The sequence below is a fragment of the Mucilaginibacter lacusdianchii genome (assembly GCF_009770985.1).
In the GTDB taxonomy this organism is placed as follows: Bacteria; Bacteroidota; Bacteroidia; order Sphingobacteriales; family Sphingobacteriaceae; genus Mucilaginibacter; species Mucilaginibacter lacusdianchii.
Window position 1 is genome coordinate 716,103 of record NZ_WSRW01000002.1, and the last position, 17,873, is coordinate 733,975.

Annotated in this window: 14 protein-coding genes; 6 read left to right on the forward strand and 8 right to left on the reverse strand. The window is 41.7% G+C overall.

All coding sequences use genetic code 11. The features are described 5' to 3' along the window. Window positions 1-24 precede the first annotated feature (24 nt). Window positions 25-870 (forward strand): helix-turn-helix transcriptional regulator, encoded by an 846-nt coding sequence (locus tag GPM24_RS10155; protein WP_158826646.1) that lies wholly within the window; start codon window positions 25-27, stop codon window positions 868-870. 53 nt (window positions 871-923) lie between these two features. After that, on the forward strand, window positions 924-1,472 hold the full coding sequence (locus tag GPM24_RS10160; protein ID WP_158826647.1) for a YbhB/YbcL family Raf kinase inhibitor-like protein: 549 nt from the start codon (window positions 924-926) through the stop codon (window positions 1,470-1,472). A 199-nt stretch (window positions 1,473-1,671) separates the two neighbouring features. Here the strand turns inward: GPM24_RS10160 and GPM24_RS10165 are convergent, their stop codons facing one another. The 4 genes from GPM24_RS10165 to GPM24_RS10180 all read right to left on the reverse strand — a co-directional run bounded on the left by GPM24_RS10165 (window position 1,672) and on the right by GPM24_RS10180 (window position 6,604). Continuing rightward, on the reverse strand, window positions 1,672-2,847 hold the full coding sequence (locus GPM24_RS10165) for an FAD-dependent oxidoreductase (protein WP_158826648.1): 1,176 nt from the start codon (window positions 2,845-2,847) through the stop codon (window positions 1,672-1,674). A 30-nt stretch (window positions 2,848-2,877) separates the two neighbouring features. Further along, the gene (locus GPM24_RS10170) at window positions 2,878-3,627 is read right to left on the reverse strand and encodes a helix-turn-helix domain-containing protein (protein WP_158826649.1); all 750 of its coding nucleotides are present in this window, start codon (window positions 3,625-3,627) and stop codon (window positions 2,878-2,880) included. A 110-nt stretch (window positions 3,628-3,737) separates the two neighbouring features. Continuing rightward, a complete protein-coding gene (locus tag GPM24_RS10175) occupies window positions 3,738-4,235 on the reverse strand; it encodes a nuclear transport factor 2 family protein (protein WP_158826650.1) in 498 nt (165 codons plus the stop codon). Window positions 4,236-4,498: 263 nt separating this feature from the next. Then, a complete protein-coding gene (locus GPM24_RS10180) occupies window positions 4,499-6,604 on the reverse strand; it encodes a glycoside hydrolase family 97 protein (protein WP_158826651.1) in 2,106 nt (701 codons plus the stop codon). 731 nt (window positions 6,605-7,335) lie between these two features. On the opposite strand from GPM24_RS10180, the gene GPM24_RS10185 reads away from it, so the two are divergent. Beyond that, a complete protein-coding gene (locus GPM24_RS10185) occupies window positions 7,336-9,429 on the forward strand; it encodes a glycoside hydrolase family 97 protein (protein WP_158826652.1) in 2,094 nt (697 codons plus the stop codon). 84 nt (window positions 9,430-9,513) lie between these two features. Here GPM24_RS10185 and GPM24_RS10190 read toward each other — a convergent pair whose 3' ends face one another. Further along, the gene (locus GPM24_RS10190; protein ID WP_158826653.1) at window positions 9,514-10,947 is read right to left on the reverse strand and encodes an amino acid permease; all 1,434 of its coding nucleotides are present in this window, start codon (window positions 10,945-10,947) and stop codon (window positions 9,514-9,516) included. Between the two features lie 265 nt (window positions 10,948-11,212). On the opposite strand from GPM24_RS10190, the gene GPM24_RS10195 reads away from it, so the two are divergent. From GPM24_RS10195 to GPM24_RS10205, 3 genes are all read left to right on the forward strand, one after another. Further along, complete coding sequence (locus tag GPM24_RS10195; protein ID WP_158826654.1) at window positions 11,213-12,448, forward strand: acyltransferase family protein; 1,236 nt, start codon at window positions 11,213-11,215, stop codon at window positions 12,446-12,448. 285 nt (window positions 12,449-12,733) lie between these two features. Continuing rightward, on the forward strand, window positions 12,734-14,503 hold the full coding sequence (locus tag GPM24_RS10200) for an alpha-L-arabinofuranosidase (RefSeq protein WP_158826655.1): 1,770 nt from the start codon (window positions 12,734-12,736) through the stop codon (window positions 14,501-14,503). A gap of 108 nt (window positions 14,504-14,611) precedes the next feature. Beyond that, the gene (locus GPM24_RS10205; protein ID WP_158826656.1) at window positions 14,612-15,520 is read left to right on the forward strand and encodes a DUF1338 domain-containing protein; all 909 of its coding nucleotides are present in this window, start codon (window positions 14,612-14,614) and stop codon (window positions 15,518-15,520) included. Window positions 15,521-15,544: 24 nt separating this feature from the next. Here the strand turns inward: GPM24_RS10205 and GPM24_RS10210 are convergent, their stop codons facing one another. From GPM24_RS10210 to GPM24_RS10220, 3 genes are read right to left on the reverse strand one after another with little or no spacing between them, the layout of a single operon-like run. Beyond that, window positions 15,545-15,973, reverse strand: a complete 429-nt coding sequence (locus tag GPM24_RS10210; RefSeq protein WP_233268782.1) for a luciferase domain-containing protein — start codon at window positions 15,971-15,973, stop codon at window positions 15,545-15,547. 1 nt (window position 15,974) lies between these two features. Next, complete coding sequence (locus GPM24_RS10215; protein ID WP_158826657.1) at window positions 15,975-16,895, reverse strand: SRPBCC family protein; 921 nt, start codon at window positions 16,893-16,895, stop codon at window positions 15,975-15,977. Between the two features lie 46 nt (window positions 16,896-16,941). Next, the gene (locus GPM24_RS10220; protein ID WP_158826658.1) at window positions 16,942-17,868 is read right to left on the reverse strand and encodes a TIGR01777 family oxidoreductase; all 927 of its coding nucleotides are present in this window, start codon (window positions 17,866-17,868) and stop codon (window positions 16,942-16,944) included. Window positions 17,869-17,873: the final 5 nt, after the last annotated feature.

Below are 17,873 nucleotides of genomic sequence, written 5' to 3' on the forward strand. Positions count from 1 at the left end.
AGCATTAAGTTTGTGCATTGCGTTATGGACATGATTCAGATACCCGAAGCAGTTTGCGCCCAGCCTGGCATTCAGGCTGGCCCTCTACGCTTTTTGAGCTACAGGGATCAAGGTGGACACTTTCGGAACCGTGTACTTTTTAACTGCTATGCTTTCAGTTTTGTACAAAACGGAGAAAAACATATCTTTCGTGATGGCGGTCAAACCTTGCTCCGGGCAGGACAAGGCATGCTGATTCCTACCGGGCACTCTCTTATTGCCGAACATAGCAATAATACCGACCCATATCACAGCATCCTTATCTTTTTTCCTCATGATTTAGGACACGATTTTGTAAGGAAACAGCTTGGCGTTCAAAAAGCCCATACAACTGCTGTGCCCTTCCTCCATTTTGAATCAGATGAATACTTGAACAGCTATATCGGGCAGCTTAAAATGTTAATTGAATCGGGCATGCCACTGTCTGGAGCTATGGCTATCCATAAGTTGCATGAATTGCTTTTGTATTTGGGTGAACGCTTTCCCGCTCAACTGGCTGGTTTGTTTGATGATGGCCGCAACACATCACTCCAGCAACTGGTAGAGCAGCACCTGTTCAGTAAACTTACACTGGAAGAAATGGCTTTCTTAGCGCATCGCAGCCTGGCTTCATTTAAGCGCGATTTTGAAAAGTTGTATGGCATTGCACCACAACGCTACATCCGGCAACGAAAGCTGGAGCTTGCAGCTGCAGAATTAGCGCAAGGTAAAAATGCGGCAGACTTGTACCTGGATTATGGGTATGAAAACCTGTCTAACTTTTGCACCGCCTTTCGCCGTAAATATGGCAAAGCGCCTGGCTCCTGGCAACATGAGCTTTCTGCACCATAGGTTTGAGCTTTTGGCAATAACAGTAACCAGCCACAGCTGCGGATATTTGCTGTATGATAAAGAAACATATTCTCTTTTGGGCAGCCATGATCTTTTTATCGGCTACCGGGTTTGCACAAACCTTCACTTTAAGAAGCAACAGTTTGGGCGGCCAGTTTACCTACGAGTTTATAGCAGGAAATCTTGGTTGTAACGGCACTAACGTTTCACCGCAACTCAGTTGGACAAGTGCACCTACGGGTACCAAAAGTTTTGCCGTAACCATGTATGATGCGGATGCACCTACCGGCAGTGGATTTTGGCATTGGGTGATCGTAAATATTCCTGCTTCAATATCAGAACTCAAAGCAGGTGCCGGTGATGTAAAAACCAAACTGGCGCCGTTGGGTAGCCTGCAAAGTATAAATGATACCGGCGCACCCGGTTACCAGGGGCCTTGCCCGCCGGAAGGCGATGCGCCGCACCGCTACTTGATTACGGTTTATGCTCTTGACACAGAAAAGCTCGGTACCAACCCCACATCTACGGCCGCATTAACCGGCTTTATGCTAAGTATGCATACCTTGGCAAAAGCCTCGCTGATGGTGTATTGCAAACGCTAAGTTAATATACATAATAAATGTTCGATGTTTGGGCAGCAGAGCCTAAAACAAGAACGTGCTTGTATTAGGTGGAGACGAATTGACTGGAACCCATTGTAAACTAAGAATGACTTTTGTGAATCAGAAAAGTCATCCTTAGTTTATGATAGTGACACCTAATTTGATTTCAAACAAATTACTTCTTAACATAAAATTGAAGTCAGGCCTGCTCGTTTCTATTATACTCTTGTTCAGTACCTTTAAACATATCCAGTAATTTATTTACTGCATCTTCACCATGCATCATCGCTGTTGAATCAAGTGTAATTTTTGTGATGGCAGAAGCCCGTTCAAGCATTTGTTTTTCATAGGCTGCTATTGCCTCTTTTACCGTTGCGTATTCATTGCTTGTTAAATGCGTGGCAAGTTCCATGGCATCTTGCATGGCCATGTTAACACCTTCGCCGGCATAAGGCGGCATCCGGTGGGCGGCATCGCCTATCATTGTCAAATTAGCTATAGGTTCCCAATGCTGGTTTAACGGGTAATGATATTGCGGCCGGGGAATAAACCATAAATCGTCACTCAAAAACAGCTCTTGCCATACATTGCTCCACGAACTGAATGCATGCTTGAACCACTGCAATACTTGCTGCTTATTGTTAAAATCGATACCGCTTTCTTTAATCCAATTCTCAGACACTTTGCATCCGGTGTAAAACGACAGACTTCCATCGCCTTTGCCGCTCAGTATCAAAGATTGCCCATTACCCATAGCGAAAACTTTGCCGCCATCCGTCAAATGGTTTAAATGAGGTGCATTTTGTTCGGCATGGTAAACATTGCCTTCTATGATAGTGATGCCCGAGTAGATAGGTTTGATATCCGTAATTATCGGTCGTATTTTGGAGTTAGCGCCATCTGCCGCAATTACAATGTCAGCATAGGCCTTACTGCCATTTTTGAAGTACAGCATCCAGCCCTCGCCGCTTTTATCCATAGAGATGAAATGGCTGTTCCATACTACTGTATCATCATTCAAAGAATCGAGCAGTATGTGCCTTAACGGACCGCGGTCTATTTCGGGGCGATTTTCGGCTAAACCTTCAGTGGCATGGTCATCAAACTTAATGTCAACGTTTTGATCGGTTACGCGAAGTTTGCCTGCATGCGGACGATAATTTGCGTAAAACGCATCGATAAGCCCTGCCCTACGCAATGCTTCGAGTCCCGATTCTTCATGCAAATCCAGCGTCGCGCCTTGTACACGAACTTCTTTGCCGGCGTCGCGCTCATACACTTTTACGTCGGCGCCTGCTAATTGTAGCAACCTGGCTAAGGTTAACCCACCGGGGCCACCACCTACTATGGCTATTCGTTTATTATTGATAATCATTTTTACCTTGTTAAATATTACAAGGCAAAATTATTTAGATGGCAAGGTCGAAAATTGTATAAATCGGTCGTTTTCATTTTTGGCGAGTTCTTTTGGAACAACACCGGCATACTTTTTTATTTCCCTGATAAAATGAGATTGGTCACTAAAGTTACCTTCTGGAAAAAGCCTGCCTTGCTTAATGTGTGGAAACGAGGCCCGGAAACGTAATATATTACAATAGGATTTTAATGAGACGCCCAGTGTATATTGAAAATAGCGGTTGATTTGCCTGCTGCTCCAGCCTGCTCTCGCTGATAAATCTTTTACGGATATAGCACCGTTTGATGCATATATCAAGTCAAAAAGCTTTTGTTTGCGTATGTCAACCTCTTTCTTCGCTATTACTAACAGCTTTTCTGTGAGTTGTGTACAAAGCTCGTGCTTAGACTGATTCTGGTTGATTTCAACGCCAAAATAATCAGCAGGCAACATCGTTGCCGTATCGGTCAATATGGGTAAAAGGTTTTTAAACAAATACGCTACACCCAGAGGCCGGAAGCTAATGCTGAACATGGCAAACTTAGCCGGTATTTCGCCTCGTGACGGCTTGCTTTCTAAACCGAGCAAACTGAAATTATGTGGGGCATCAGAAGATAATATAGCATCTACACGACCGTCTGGTAGTATGATGACCTGCTTGCTTTCGTCAGACTTATTTTCCAGCATCCAAAAACTTTCTACCAGATGACTCAGTTCGGGCACTGGTTGAACAAGTTGAAAGTCGATGGCATTTGTCATGTAGTTAGAAAACCGATTTAAATATGGACACTAAACTTATTTTTGCTCGTCGGATTTAAACAATAATAAGCATCAGCCCCCAGATATTTCATTACAAATGCAGTAATAGTTTAATGCAAGCTAATTACCCGTGTCATTTGCCATTTACTATCTCTTAACCGCCAGATGACAACAAACTTACTCGGATGGCTTTCGCCGGGCTCGGCAATATTATGGAAAGTATGATAACCGAATTCGACAGCACCATAGCCGTGTATTTCATAAACTTCAATACTGCCCGTCACCAGCGTACGAGTAACCTTGCCACAAATATTGTTCTGTATAGCTTGTATAAGCTCTTTTTTTGAGGCAGATAGGCCCCCACGATCATGGTAAAACTCAATATCATCTGCCGTAAGCGAATCCATTTTTGCCAGGTTACAGTGATTGTAGGTATCAAAATAAATGCTATCAAGCTTTGCAACGGTATTGTACAATTCTCTCGAGGCTGGCACATACGGTTCGGGTACATAGCGGGTTGCGGCGGATTTAGCTTGAGCAAAAGTATGTGTACTAACAATAGGCCCCAGGCCAATAATCAGTAAAAAAGATAAAACCAATGTCTTCATAGTTATAAGTCTGCCGGGGAAGCAAAAATGTTACACGGCGTTTTACTTAAATACTACCGGGAAATTGTCGCAAAGCTTAGAGCAAGTTTTTAATAAATTTTATTGAGTACACTACATGCATTATTAGCAATAAGCCAACAGCATGGTAGTTTGTTTAATGGTGACCATAGATGAATAAAAAAAGTCTACCGGATAGACAGACTTTTTTTTAATTAGTGTTTTATAATCATATCATCACAACACACTTGAATAGGTAAGTACCTTTATTTAACGCTAACAGCAAAGCCGCCGCCTGGTGCTACTTGCTGTTTAAGCACCGTTTTGGAGGTGACTTTAACTTTGCGAATTTGGTAGCTTTGCGGGTTTTTATCGAAACTAGCATCTTTACCATCGGCATAGATAGTAGCTTCAAAGGTTTTGCCTTTAGGAAGGTAATTGAAAGTTACGGTAGCCACGCGTGGGTTTTCGTTGGTAATGCTACCGATGTACCATTCATTTTTGCCTTTGGCTTTACGAGCTAAAGTAATGTACTCGCCCGGTTCGGCTTCTAAGGCATAACTTGCATCCCAATCTACAGCCACATCTTTGATGAATTGGAAGGCGTCTGAAAATTTATCATACGTTTCAGGTAAATCGGCCGCCATTTGTAGCGGGCTATACATGGTCACATACAGCGCTAATTGTTTGGCCAGCGTAGTGTGCACAAACGAATTATTTTGCGGGTTGTAAGCGTTGATGCGTGTTTGGAAAATACCTGGTGTATAATCCATCGGACCACCTATTAAACGGGTAAAGGGTAATATGGTGGTGTGCGCCGGTGTGTTACCACCAAACGATTCGTATTCGGTACCACGGGCTGCTTCATTACCAATCAGGTTAGGATAAGTACGGGCCAGACCAGTTGGACGGATGGCTTCGTGCGCATTTACCATGATTTTGTAATCGGCAGCTTTGGTGATAGTATACAAATAGTGGTTTACCAACCACTGCCCATAATGGTGCTCGCCACGTGGAATGATTTGGCCTACATAACCGCTTTTTACAGCATTATAGCCATTCTCGACCATAAACTTGTAGGCGGTGTCTAAATGGCGCTCGTAATTACGTACCGAGCCTGAAGTTTCATGGTGCATAATGATTTTAACATTTTTAGAAGCTGCGTAACGGTGCAGTTCTTTCACATCAAAATCAGGATAAGGAGTTACAAAGTCAAACACGTAATCTTTGGTTTTGCCAAACCAATCTTCCCAGCCCTGATTCCAACCTTCAACCAGTACGGCATCAAAGCCATTTTTAGCGGCAAAATCGATATATTTTTTAACGTTAGCTGTGTTTGCACCGTGTTTACCATTGGGTTTGGTTTTTGTATAATCGGTTATGCCCAGTTGTACGTTTTCTAAATCGGTATAAGCCCAAGTGCTTTTACCGGTAATCATTTCCCACCAAACACCAACGTATTTTACCGGTTTAATCCAGGATACATCTTTAAATTTAGTAGGCTCATTCAGGTTATAAACCAGTTTGGACAACATTACATCGCCAGCCTTATCGCTCACAATAACGGTACGCCAAGGTGATTGTGTAGGTGCCTGCATGTAGCCTTTATCGCCAATGGCATCGGGGGTTAAGAATGATTCCAGCACAAAGTTCTTGTCATCCAGATTAAGCGACATACAAGAGTAATCTACCAGAGCTGCCTCGTGGATGTTAATATACAAACCATCACTGTTTCTTTTTAGCATCAAAGGAGTTTGCAATCCTGTTGGTGAAAATGTGGTTTGACTCACGTTAGGCGTAACCGCATCTTTCATTTTGCCGCGAACCTCAGACAAATTTGAAACGACAGTCTCATATTCCTGTGTATCAAAGTCGCCAGGCAGCCAAAATGCTTTATGATCGCCGTTTAACGCAAATTGCGTATGCTCTTCCTTAATTACAAAGTAGTTTAAGTTAGGCTGTGATGGAAACTCGTAACGGAAACCCAATCCATCGTTAAATACACGAAAACGGATGCGGATAAATCGATCTTTAACCGATTTTTGGGTTAAGGTTACCAGTAACTCGTTATAATGGTTGCGAATATTCTTCTCTTCTCCCCATACCGGCGTCCACATTTCATCAAAAGTGCTGGTTTCCGATTTAGTAAGGGTAAAGCCGTCCATAAAGGACGGTACGTCTTTAGTTTCCAAACCGAGTTTACTGGTTTTGATAACCGGCTTTTGTTTGTAAGTAAGCTGATAAGTTGGTACACCATTACCTTGCAGCTCAAACTTAAGCGTTAGGTTTTTGTCGGGCGATGTAATGGTTTGGGCTATAGCCGACAAACCAATCAATACCATGAAGGTTAGACACAATAGAAATCTTTGCATGAAGCTAAAATTGGTTAGTTAGAAATTGTTGACCTTTGGTCATTACAAAAATGACACTCCTATCATTCAATAAAAATGAATTTAGTGAAAATTTAAATAAAAAGTAGCGTATTTAAAAACTAAGCTATTGATAATCAAAGGCAATAAAGAGTAAAAACGCAAAGTTTTAAGTAGATTATTTAATCCAAATCACTCCTATTCTACCCAATAAAAAGTTGTTTTGCCTATAAACGTCTATTTAAAACCCTTTTTGAATTACCTATTAACAATATTGATAAGGACGTTTGATTTTCTAAATACGGATGAAGGCTGTGTCGAATATGTGATCAAAATTGTACGTTTTAATTTCGAGAAGTTAATTACCAACCACACAAATGCGTGCCCTTAATATGATACAAATGCATATTGGCGTATTTTATCAAAAGATTTATACAAATAAAGGACTTAGATTGGCATTAACTCAACCATAAAAATCTATACAACATTAATCTTAACAATCTCATTATCAAATACTATTACCAATAAAACCTAATAATTTTTCATATCGGTGCTGATGACAGGTTAGTAAAACAGGAAGAATGACAAGATTTGTACACCTGAAACGCATCTGCCAGACAGACTCGCGTGCAGGAAAGCAAACCATTTAAATCATCTCATTAATGTTATCAGAAAGTATGTAAAGCAAGGCGGTTGTACGCCATTTCTTTCTCTTTTTGAATCAATTAGTTACCATGCGTAAACTGTTTCTTACTTTATTGTTTATACTCACTTGTTCTATTTATAGCAATGCACAAGTGCTCACTTCGCCAGATAAAAAGCTGGCTCTTACCTTTAGCTTGAATACAAATGGCGAGCCCACTTATAAGCTTGCTTACCAGCAAAAGGATGTTGTAAAAACCAGCAAATTAGGAATCGAAACGCAAAATGTACCCTCTTTTAATCAAGGTTTCACCCTTGCTAAATCAGAAACCAGCACTTTTGATGAAACCTGGAACCCTGTTTGGGGCGAACAAAAATCCATTAGGAACCATTATAACGAGCTGTTAGTTACGCTAAGCCAAAAGTCTGTTCAAGGGCGGTTAATGCGTATTCGTTTTCGTTTATTTAATGATGGGTTAGGCTTTCGTTACGAATTTCCGGTACAGCAGGATTTGACCTATTTTACCGTTACCAGCGAAGATACGGAGTTTCAGCTGACCGGCGATCACAAGGCTTTTTGGATACCAGGCGATTATGATTCAAACGAATACTTGTACACCACATCGAAGCTGAGTGAGGCAGACGGGTGGAAACAACCGCTGATTTCGAACGGAACAAATCAGGAAAACAGGCCAGACCGCCGTGCGGTTCAAACGCCACTGATGCTTAAAACACAGGACGGTTTATATATTAACATTCATGAAGCGGCTTTGATAAATTATCCCGCCATGCAGTTGCACGTTGATCCGTCAAATCATTTGTTAACGGCTGATTTAGTACCAGATGTAAAAAACAACAAAGCTTACCTGCGTACACCCAATCATACACCTTGGCGTACCGTTATCGTTAGCAATAAAGCAACAGATATTTTATCTTCCACACTCATTCTTAACTTAAATGAACCTACCACTATCAACAACACCAGTTGGATAAAACCCATGAAGTTTATGGGCGTATGGTGGGAAATGCAGATTGGCCACAGCAGCTGGTCATATGCTGATAACGAGGATGCTAAAGATGCAAAGGGTGGTCTAATACCCCATGGTCATCACGGTGCCAATACAGCTAATGTAAAGCGCTATATTGATTTTGCATCGCAACAAGGCATACAAGGTTTATTAGTAGAAGGCTGGAACACCGGTTGGGAAGAATGGGGTGCCGAGAAAGAAGATAAATTCAGCATGGTTACGCCATATCCCGATTTTGATATTAATGAAATTACCCGCTATGCCAAAGCCAAAGGGGTAATGATGATTATGCACAACGAAACCGGCGGCGGCGCTACCAGTTATGAAAGACAGATGGATACAGCTTTCCGTTTTATGAACAAATATGGCTATACATCTGTAAAAACTGGTTATGTGGGTAGAATTGTACCAAGGGGCGAACATCACGATGGCCAGTGGATGGTGAACCATTATATTCGTGCCGCCGAAAAAGCAGCGCAATACCACGTTGCTATAGATATGCACGAGCCGGTAAGGCCAACAGGTTTGCAGCGTACTTATCCAAATTTTATGGCAAGCGAGGCGGGCCGTGGTAATGAGTGGAACGCGTTTAGTGCCGGAAGTCCGCCCGAGCACGAAACTATTTTACCATTTACCCGGTTGATGGGTGGGCCGATGGACTACACGCCGGGCATCTTTAAATTAACTAAGTATGCTAAAGGTGATAGCTTACGGCACATGCATACCACATTAGCTAAGCAATTAGCGCTTTACGTAACTATGTATAGTCCGCTGCAAATGGTAGCCGACTTGCCTGAAAACTACCAGGCTTACCCGGACGCTTTCCAATTTATTAAAGATGTGGCTGTGGACTGGGACAACAGCTATGTATTAGAAGCCGAACCGGGCGACTATTTAACCATAGCCCGTAAAGCCAAGGATAAAAACGAATGGTATGTTGGTAGCATCACCGATGAAATGGCCCGAACAGCCGTTGTGAAATTTGACTATTTACCTAAGGGCAAAACTTTTGAAGCCACTATTTATGCCGATGGTGAAGACGCCAGTTATGATAAAAATCCGCAAAGCTATGCTATTCGCAAAATAAAGGTGACTTCTAAAACAGTGCTAAAACAGCAAGTTGCATCAGGCGGTGGCTTTGCCATCAGCGTTAAATAAAGGTTGACAAGACTTCGATTTTTTTCAATTATAACAAAAAAGCAGGCTAAACACCTGCTTTTTTGTTATAGCTCAACCGAATGGTTAGGCCTGTATCTTGCTGTTACGCTTTCCGTAGCCGAAATATATGACCAAACCAATGCCCAGCCAAATAAGCAATCTTAACCAGGTATCTCCCGGTAAAAAAGTCATCATGGCAAAGCAGGTTAAAATGCCCAGTATAGGCACTAGCGGCACCAGCGGTGTTTTAAATGGCCGCACGGCGTCGGGTTGTTGCTTTCTTAAAATCAGCACACCGGCACAAACCATTACAAAAGCCAGCAGGGTACCAATGCTGGTCATCTCGCCCACTACCCTAATGGGTACAAAAGCCGCAAAAATGGCAATGAATGAGCAAAGCACAATATTTGATTTCCTGGGCGTGCGAAACCGTGGATGAACGTCGGAAAATACTTTTGGCAACAGGCCATCTTTTGACATCGAATAAAACACCCGCGACTGCCCTAAAAGATCAACCAAAATAACGGATGTATAGCCTATCAAAATTGCCAGAACAACAGCTTTGCTTAACCAAGGGTAATGCGTTTTTTCGATAGCGATAGCAACCGGCGCGCCCGAACCGATGAATTCTTTATAATTAGCCATACCGGTCATCACGTGTGCAAAAACCACAAATAAAACGGTACACACCAGCAAAGAGCCGATGATACCGATGGGCATGTTACGTTGCGGATTCTTGGCTTCCTGAGCAGCGGTGGATACCGCATCAAAGCCAATAAATACAAAGAATACCAACCCTGCGCCTCTTAACACGCCCGACCAGCCATACTCGCCCCATACGCCTGTGTTTTGAGGAATATAAGGATGATAATTTTGCGGATTGATGTATGACCAACCTACAGCAATAAAGGTAAGCACCACCCCCACTTTCAAAGTTACAATAATGGCATTTACCCATGCCGAACCTTTTGTACCTCGAACAATAATGGCAGTAACTAAAACCACAATCAGTGCTGCAGGCAGGTTAATGATGCCATGTACCAAACTGCCGTCTGCTGCTTTTGCCGTTTCAAACGGCGACAGGGTAAGTTGAGGGGGTAAATACAAATCAAACCACGAAAGGAACTTGGTAAGGTATTGTGACCAGCTGATAGCCACTGTTGCCGCCCCTACCGAATACTCGAGTACCAAATCCCAACCGATAATCCAGGCAAAAAGCTCGCCCATGGTTGCGTACGAATAGGTATAAGCACTGCCTGCCACTGGTATCATGGCCGAAAACTCAGCATAGCATAAAGCAGCAAACGTACAACCTAGCGCGGCTATTATAAATGACAAGGTAACCGCCGGACCAGAGTGCTGCCCGGCCGCTATACCGGTAAGGGAAAACAACCCGGCGCCAATAATAATCCCGATACCAATTAAGATTAGATTCAGCGGCCCTAATGAGCGTTTTAAAGCATTCTCACTATCATCTGCCGATTCTTTTAGCAGTAAACTAATCGGTTTTATTCTCATATCGTAATTTTGGGTGCGAATTTAGAAATAATTAAAGTCGGCAGCTTTACTGTTTTGTTTTATATGATCGTGTTCTTTACAACATTGAACACTTCCTAACCCGTTAACTTAGTAAAAGCGCGCTTAGTACACGGCTGTATCGAAATATTATTCTATCTGTTGCTACTTAGACTATTTGTATAATAAACAACAAAATTCATCTTTCATTACAAATTCGTCAGTTAAAGTGACTTGAGTTTATTATTTTTAGAGCAAATTTACTGTCATGACGCCAAAATTATTGAACAAAGAAGATAAAATCTTCTTTGCAAACCTTGATGGATTACGCTTTTTGGCGTTTATGGCTGTTTTTATTCAGCACACTAATAATGCTTGGGTAGCTAACCTTCATTTTTACCGCCATTACTGGGACAGGGTTTTGAACCTTCTACTACACTTAGGAGCACAGGGAGTATCGTTCTTTTTTGTTTTAAGCGGTTTTTTAATTACCTATTTACTGCTTCAGGAAACTGAAAAGAAAGGTCGTGTCAATGTAGTTTACTTTTATATACGCCGGGCATTACGCATCTGGCCGTTATATTATTTATTGGTAATATTAGAATTCACAGTATTCCCAATAATATGCAAATATGCAGGGTTGCAAACTACGCCTGGTATTAGTCCGCTATATGTTGTAACCTTCTTATCTAATTTTAACTTTTTAGATATTGCAAAAGCTTCTGGTTTTCATCATACTATGCTTGGCCCAATATGGTCTGTTGCGGTGGAGGAGCAATTTTATTTTATCTGGCCGTTGCTTTTTTACTTTATTCCTAAAAAGTTCTACAAATATATTTTCCCGGCAATTGTTGTCTTATGCTACGTTTTTCGCTATCAGCACAGGGCAGATGGTAGTACCATGTACTTTCACACCTTAAGTGTTTGTGGCGATTTGGCTATCGGCGGACTATTTGCATACTATGCTTTTTATTCTACAAAGTTTAAAAGCTGGTTTCAAAATTTAACTAAGCTGCAAACGGCACTAATTTATTTTTTGGGTTTCTGCTGGTTACTTTTTAGTTCACAAACACACCATGCTCAATCGGTAGGTTTATTCATGAGAATTGGCAACTGCCTTCTTTTTGCCTTTGTGATTTTAGAGCAGAATTATAACCAACGTTCGTTGTTTAAACTTTCTAACAACCGCTTTATGAGTAAGTGGGGTAAGTATACTTACGGGCTATATCTGCTACACCCTATAGGTGTAGATTTGGCTACCGAAGTAGGCAACAAGTATTTTGGCGCTTATAGCAGAAGTCTTTTCATAAATGAACTAGCTTTCCGCTTAATTGCACTTATCATATCATTTGTAGTAAGCTACGTATCATACGAATTTTTTGAAAAGCACTTTCTGAAACTTAAAGACAGGTTTGCCATTGTTAAAACCAGATCACATACTAAAGAAGCATCAACCATCACATCTAATGCTACAGACGAAACTTTAGAAACTAAGTTATCATAAGCAATTAATAAACTATACAAAACTTTAGAGGATAAACCCTCAAATTTTTTCAAAAATTCATTGAAGGCTATTGGTTACTATTAACCATTGGTTAACCGCTTCATTTTCAATTTATAGCTGTTCATCAATTTCAGCCTTTATCCCACTTCTTTGTCACTGTACACCTTAGGTCAAGAAAACAGCATTATAATTAATTTTAGTTTTAGCCGTTGAAACCCAAAGGAGTGAAGCACGTATAACTCCGTATAGTTAATTCCCCTAAAATTTAACTATTGATTATACTCAATGAAGCAACTTAAAAAACTAACTATGTTTTTTGGGCTCGCATTCGTTATGCAAGCCTGTAAAAAAGAAGAAGGTCTGTCGCCTACAAGTGAGGCTATGTCGCCTAGTTTGCCCGCAATGGCTAGTACAAACTCATCGTTCAACGCAGCTGACCCGTTTTTGGCCAATACCGAAGGATTTTTCACAAATGATAGCTGGCTGGTTGGCAACCTGAACATTGCATCGGCAAATACTACTGCAGCAGATAGTGGCAATAGCGCCACAACGGTAGTTATCAATCCCACTCAGGTAATTAGTAAAGTATCACGGTATGTATTTGGCAACAACGCTAACGCCAATATGGGCTCTATAACTGAACCTACCATGATTGGGCATGTGAAACGACTGGCACCGCGCATTATCCGTGTACCTGGCGGCAGCTTTTCAGATACTTACTTCTGGAACCTGGCACCCGATCAAAAGCCTAAAGATGTGCCCGATCAATTGTACGATCCAAATGGTAATATTATACCTGCTGGAGGTTACTGGTATGGCCGTAATACCCAAACCTGGACCTGTACTGTTGACAACTATTACCAAATGCTGCAGCAAACCCGAAGCACAGGTGTAATTACCGTTAACTATGGCTATGCCCGCTATGGTCAAGGACCGCACCCCGTACAAACTGCTGCCCATATGGCGGCCGACTGGGTGAGATATGATAATGGCCGTACCAAGTACTGGGAAGTGGGCAACGAATGCTTTGGCAATTGGGAAGCCGGTTACATGATTGATGTTTCGAAAAATCACGACGGACAGCCCAAGTTTATAACCGGGCAGCTTTACGGTCAGCATTTTCGTATTTTTGCCGATTCCATGCGAAAGGCTGCGGCCGAGATTGGCAGTACCATAAAAATTGGCGCGGTAATGATTGACCATCAATACACCGGCACCGAAGAAGTACCCAATTGGAACCAGGGTGTGTTAGCCACTGCAGGTAACTATCCCGACTTTTATGCGGTACACAATTACTATACGCCTTATGGCGAAAACTCTACCCCAACCACTATCTTAAATTCCGCATCCACCGTAACAGGCGACATCATGAATTGGATAAAAACCTGTGTAGCCAATGCCGGTGTTACACAAAAGCCGGTTGCCCTTACCGAATGGAATATATTTGCACAGGGTTCTAAGCAGATGATTTCTAACATATCGGGCCTGCACTCGGCCATTGTATTGGGCGAGTTGATTAAAAACCACTATGGTATGGCTTGCCGCTGGGACTTGGGCAATAACAGCTCTTATGAAAGTAATGATATGGGCATGCTTAATGTTAAAGCCGCTAATACCGCTATAGACCCTAAATATAATCCACGTCCGGCTTTTTATTATATGTACTTTTTTCAGAAGTTTTTTGGTGACCGTATGGTTGCTTCGTCTGTACAGGGCAACGGCAATGTGGCAAGCTATGCTTCAACTTTTACATCCGGGCAAGTGGGCGTTGTTTTAGCTAACAAGGGCAACACTGCTCAAACAGTAACAGTAAACATCAATAATTTTACTCCAGGCGCGCAGTTTTATTTTTACAGGTTAAAAGGTGGAAGTGATGATCCGGGCTTCTCTATTAAAGTGTACATTAATGGCTTTGGGCCTACCGGTAAAGAAGGCGGACCATTGAATTACCCCTATATTAAACCTTATAGCGCGCCCACAAGTGGCGGCATCAAAGTTACGGTGCCTGCTTATGGTGCTGTTTATGCAGTGGTAAGCAAGCCCGGCATTATCTAAAACAATAAAGCCTTATCATATAGAATTTGATGAGGCTTTATTGTTTGCTAACTGGTTTCCTAAATTTTATTTACATTATTAAGTAATTTTGATGAAACACATTTAGCCATGAATTTTACCCAGCACACACCATTAGATATTTTTTTAAATATCCTTTTTGAACGCTACCAGGCTAAGGTACCTGCTGTCAAAAAAATTACGGCAGCCATGGTTGACCGAGGAGTAGTTGCCAGTCAAGATGAAATAGTGAATGATCATATCGCTTTCCGCACGCTGGGTGTGCCGCATTTAGGGATAAAATCCTTTGAAAAGATATTTTTACATCATGGCTATCAAAAGCGTGATTACTACTATTTTGAAGGCAAAAAGCTGAACGCATATTGGTACGCTCCACCATCAGAACAATATCCTCGAATATTTATGAGTGAGCTGGTGGTTGACCAACTATCGCCACAAGCCCAACAAATTATCAATGAATATACAGCCCACATTCAAGCCGACCCTGTGGATGCACTTGACCTAAATAATGGTGAGCAGATTGGAGAGTTTCTGCATCAATCATTATGGCCGCTACCCACCAAACAGCATTATCAAACCTTATTGGATGAAAGCGAATATGCGGCGTGGGTTATTTATAACCGCTATTACTTAAACCATTACACCATTAGCGTACATGCCTTAAAAGAAGGCTTTAATACAATAGCTGCTTTTGATGACTTGGTAGAATCGCTTGGTATTAAACTGAACAATGCAGGCGGTAAAATAAAAATCAGTGCCGATAAATTGTTATTGCAAAGCAGTACCATAGCCGAAATGCAGGAAGCCACCTTTGCCGGTGGCGATAGCATGAGCATAGCCGGCAGCTACGTAGAGTTTGCCGAGCGATTGGTATTACCCGAATACCAGCATCTACCGGCCAGTGAAATCAACTCCATGCACCGCCGCGACGGTTTTGAAACCACTAATGCAGATAAGATCTTTGAGAGTACTTATACCGGGCAAATAAAAAATAGTTAAGCGATGCTCTAGACTTTATAGTAATTACTTCATATCTGATTGCATTACTTTTTCATAGCCAGCTTGCAGCAATTGAATCGCATATTCTTTATCCTCAATAGTACTGATATAAAAACTTATCCAACCTGAATTTTTAAAAGAGTGATGATCCTGTATGCGTCCGTCCTGCATCCAACGTGCTTTAAGCTTACGGCTCAGCAGCATATCCAATAGGCCGTTGCTGTGGATATGACCTATTTCCTTACCTTCATAGTTAAACTGAATTCCGCCGTACTTATGGGTGGTAACTGAAGTGTGAGGCCACTGCAGTAAGGTAGCTTCAATTTCGTCTACACAATCTAATATATTGGGTTTTGTGAGCAGGCTGTACAGCTTTAATCCATTATCAAACAGAATTGCTAAACCTGGCACAAACTTCAAAAAGCCAAAGTACTTGATGATGAATAGAAACATCTTATTTGCTTTCGCTTAACTCTTTAATGTGTTCCATTACGCGGATATGCACGTTGCGGGTGATACTTTTTGCCCAGGTATCATAATACCACGCCGGAAATACATATAAACGGTACCAGCTGTTACCTATCAAGGTAGTGGTGTTATTGCCATTGTCTTTCAGTAAAAACTGGCCACGTAAAATATCAATATGCCCCATAATTTCTGGATCACGTGGCTGGTGCGTAATGTCAAAGGTAAGGTTACGGTTTACGTCATAGGTTACAATTTTTTCGTCGAACACGTATCCGTTACTAAAAATACATTTACGACCAGCACCTACATGGTAACCATCAACAGTTGCCTGTACCGGGCTAGGCATGCCGGCTTTAAACAACCAGTATTTATTTTTTTCTTCAATACGCTTAAAGGCCACCACATGCTGCCAAACCTGACTTACCGGCGCATTTATTTGCACTTCGTCAGCCACCATATTGTCATAACGGTGCGGCGTAGAGGCGTCAGCAAAAAACACTACTGCCATTAACGATAGTATGCTAATATTTAAGGTTTGATTGTTCTTGTTAAACATAGATTTACCTATAAAAGCACCGGCAATAACCAATACCATCAAAAGTGGCGATACGATAATTAAGCAAATCATCCCCTCGCCTAAAAAAATAAAGCTTAAAAGAATTGCTATAAAAGCATTCATGCAAGAATAACCTGTTAGCTTATTACTACTCAAATTGCTATCGCGCCAAAACCAGGCACTGATGATACCCATAAGTAAAGGGATGATAACAAACTCAGAGAAGACCAGCACACCAGCATTGTAGGTAAAGATGTACTTTTCGGACAACTTGCTTAAACCAATAAGCGTGAAAGCAACCAGGTTGGCTACAAAAAAGCCGTTAAATTTTGGGGTGAAAAAAGATTTCATGGATAAGTGAGATTGAAATAAAATATGTAATTAAGGTCTAAGTTATTTAAATGCGGATGCTGATGATATCTTTAATGGCATAATCAACTTTTGAGAAAAGGAACTGATAACCGCTATCAAGCAGGTGCTTAGGTACCACCCAGCGGCTTTTTAATATCAGTTCTGTTTCTGTACCAATAAGCCGTGCACCAATGTTTAGCAACCATGTGGGTGTTGGTATTCCAAATGGCACACCGTACGCTTGACGGAGAATTTTCATCAATTCGGCATTAGTAACCGCTTCGGGTGCTGTGCAGTTAACTACACCATCTATTTCGGGGTGATTGAGTAGCCATTCCGTGCTGGTTGCCACATCCTGCTCATGTACCCATGATACATATTGTTTGCCATCGCCTTGTTTGCCACCTAATCCACATTTTACTAAATTAAGTAATCGTGGATATACGCCATCTTTACGACCCAAAACAATACCCATACGTAAAGCTACTTTGCGGGTATGCGGTGCTTGACTTTCAAAAAATGCTTTTTCCCATTCGCGACATACATCAATAGAAAAACCATAACCTATCTGACCGGTCGCTTCATCCTGAGCAAAATCTTCGGCATGCCGGTAAATAGTTGCAGAGGTTACGTTGATCCACAATTTAGGTGGCTGTTGCAGCTTATTAACCACATTTCCTAAAAGTTGTGTAGGCTCTATGCGTGAAGCTATAATTTCTGCGCGGTTTTTGGCGGTATACCGGCAATTCACATTTTTACCGCACAGGTTAATCAGCATATCAGCGCCGTTTAAACTATTCATCCAGTCGCCCTCATTTTTGCCGTCCCATACCAGCGTAACAATATTGCCGTGCTGTGCTTTTGGAGTACGGCTCAATATCACAACTTCGCTTGCTAAAGGCGCATAATAAGCGGCTAACACCTGGCCTAGGTAACCGTTGCCACCAGCCAGTATAATCTTTTGATATTTCATGATAT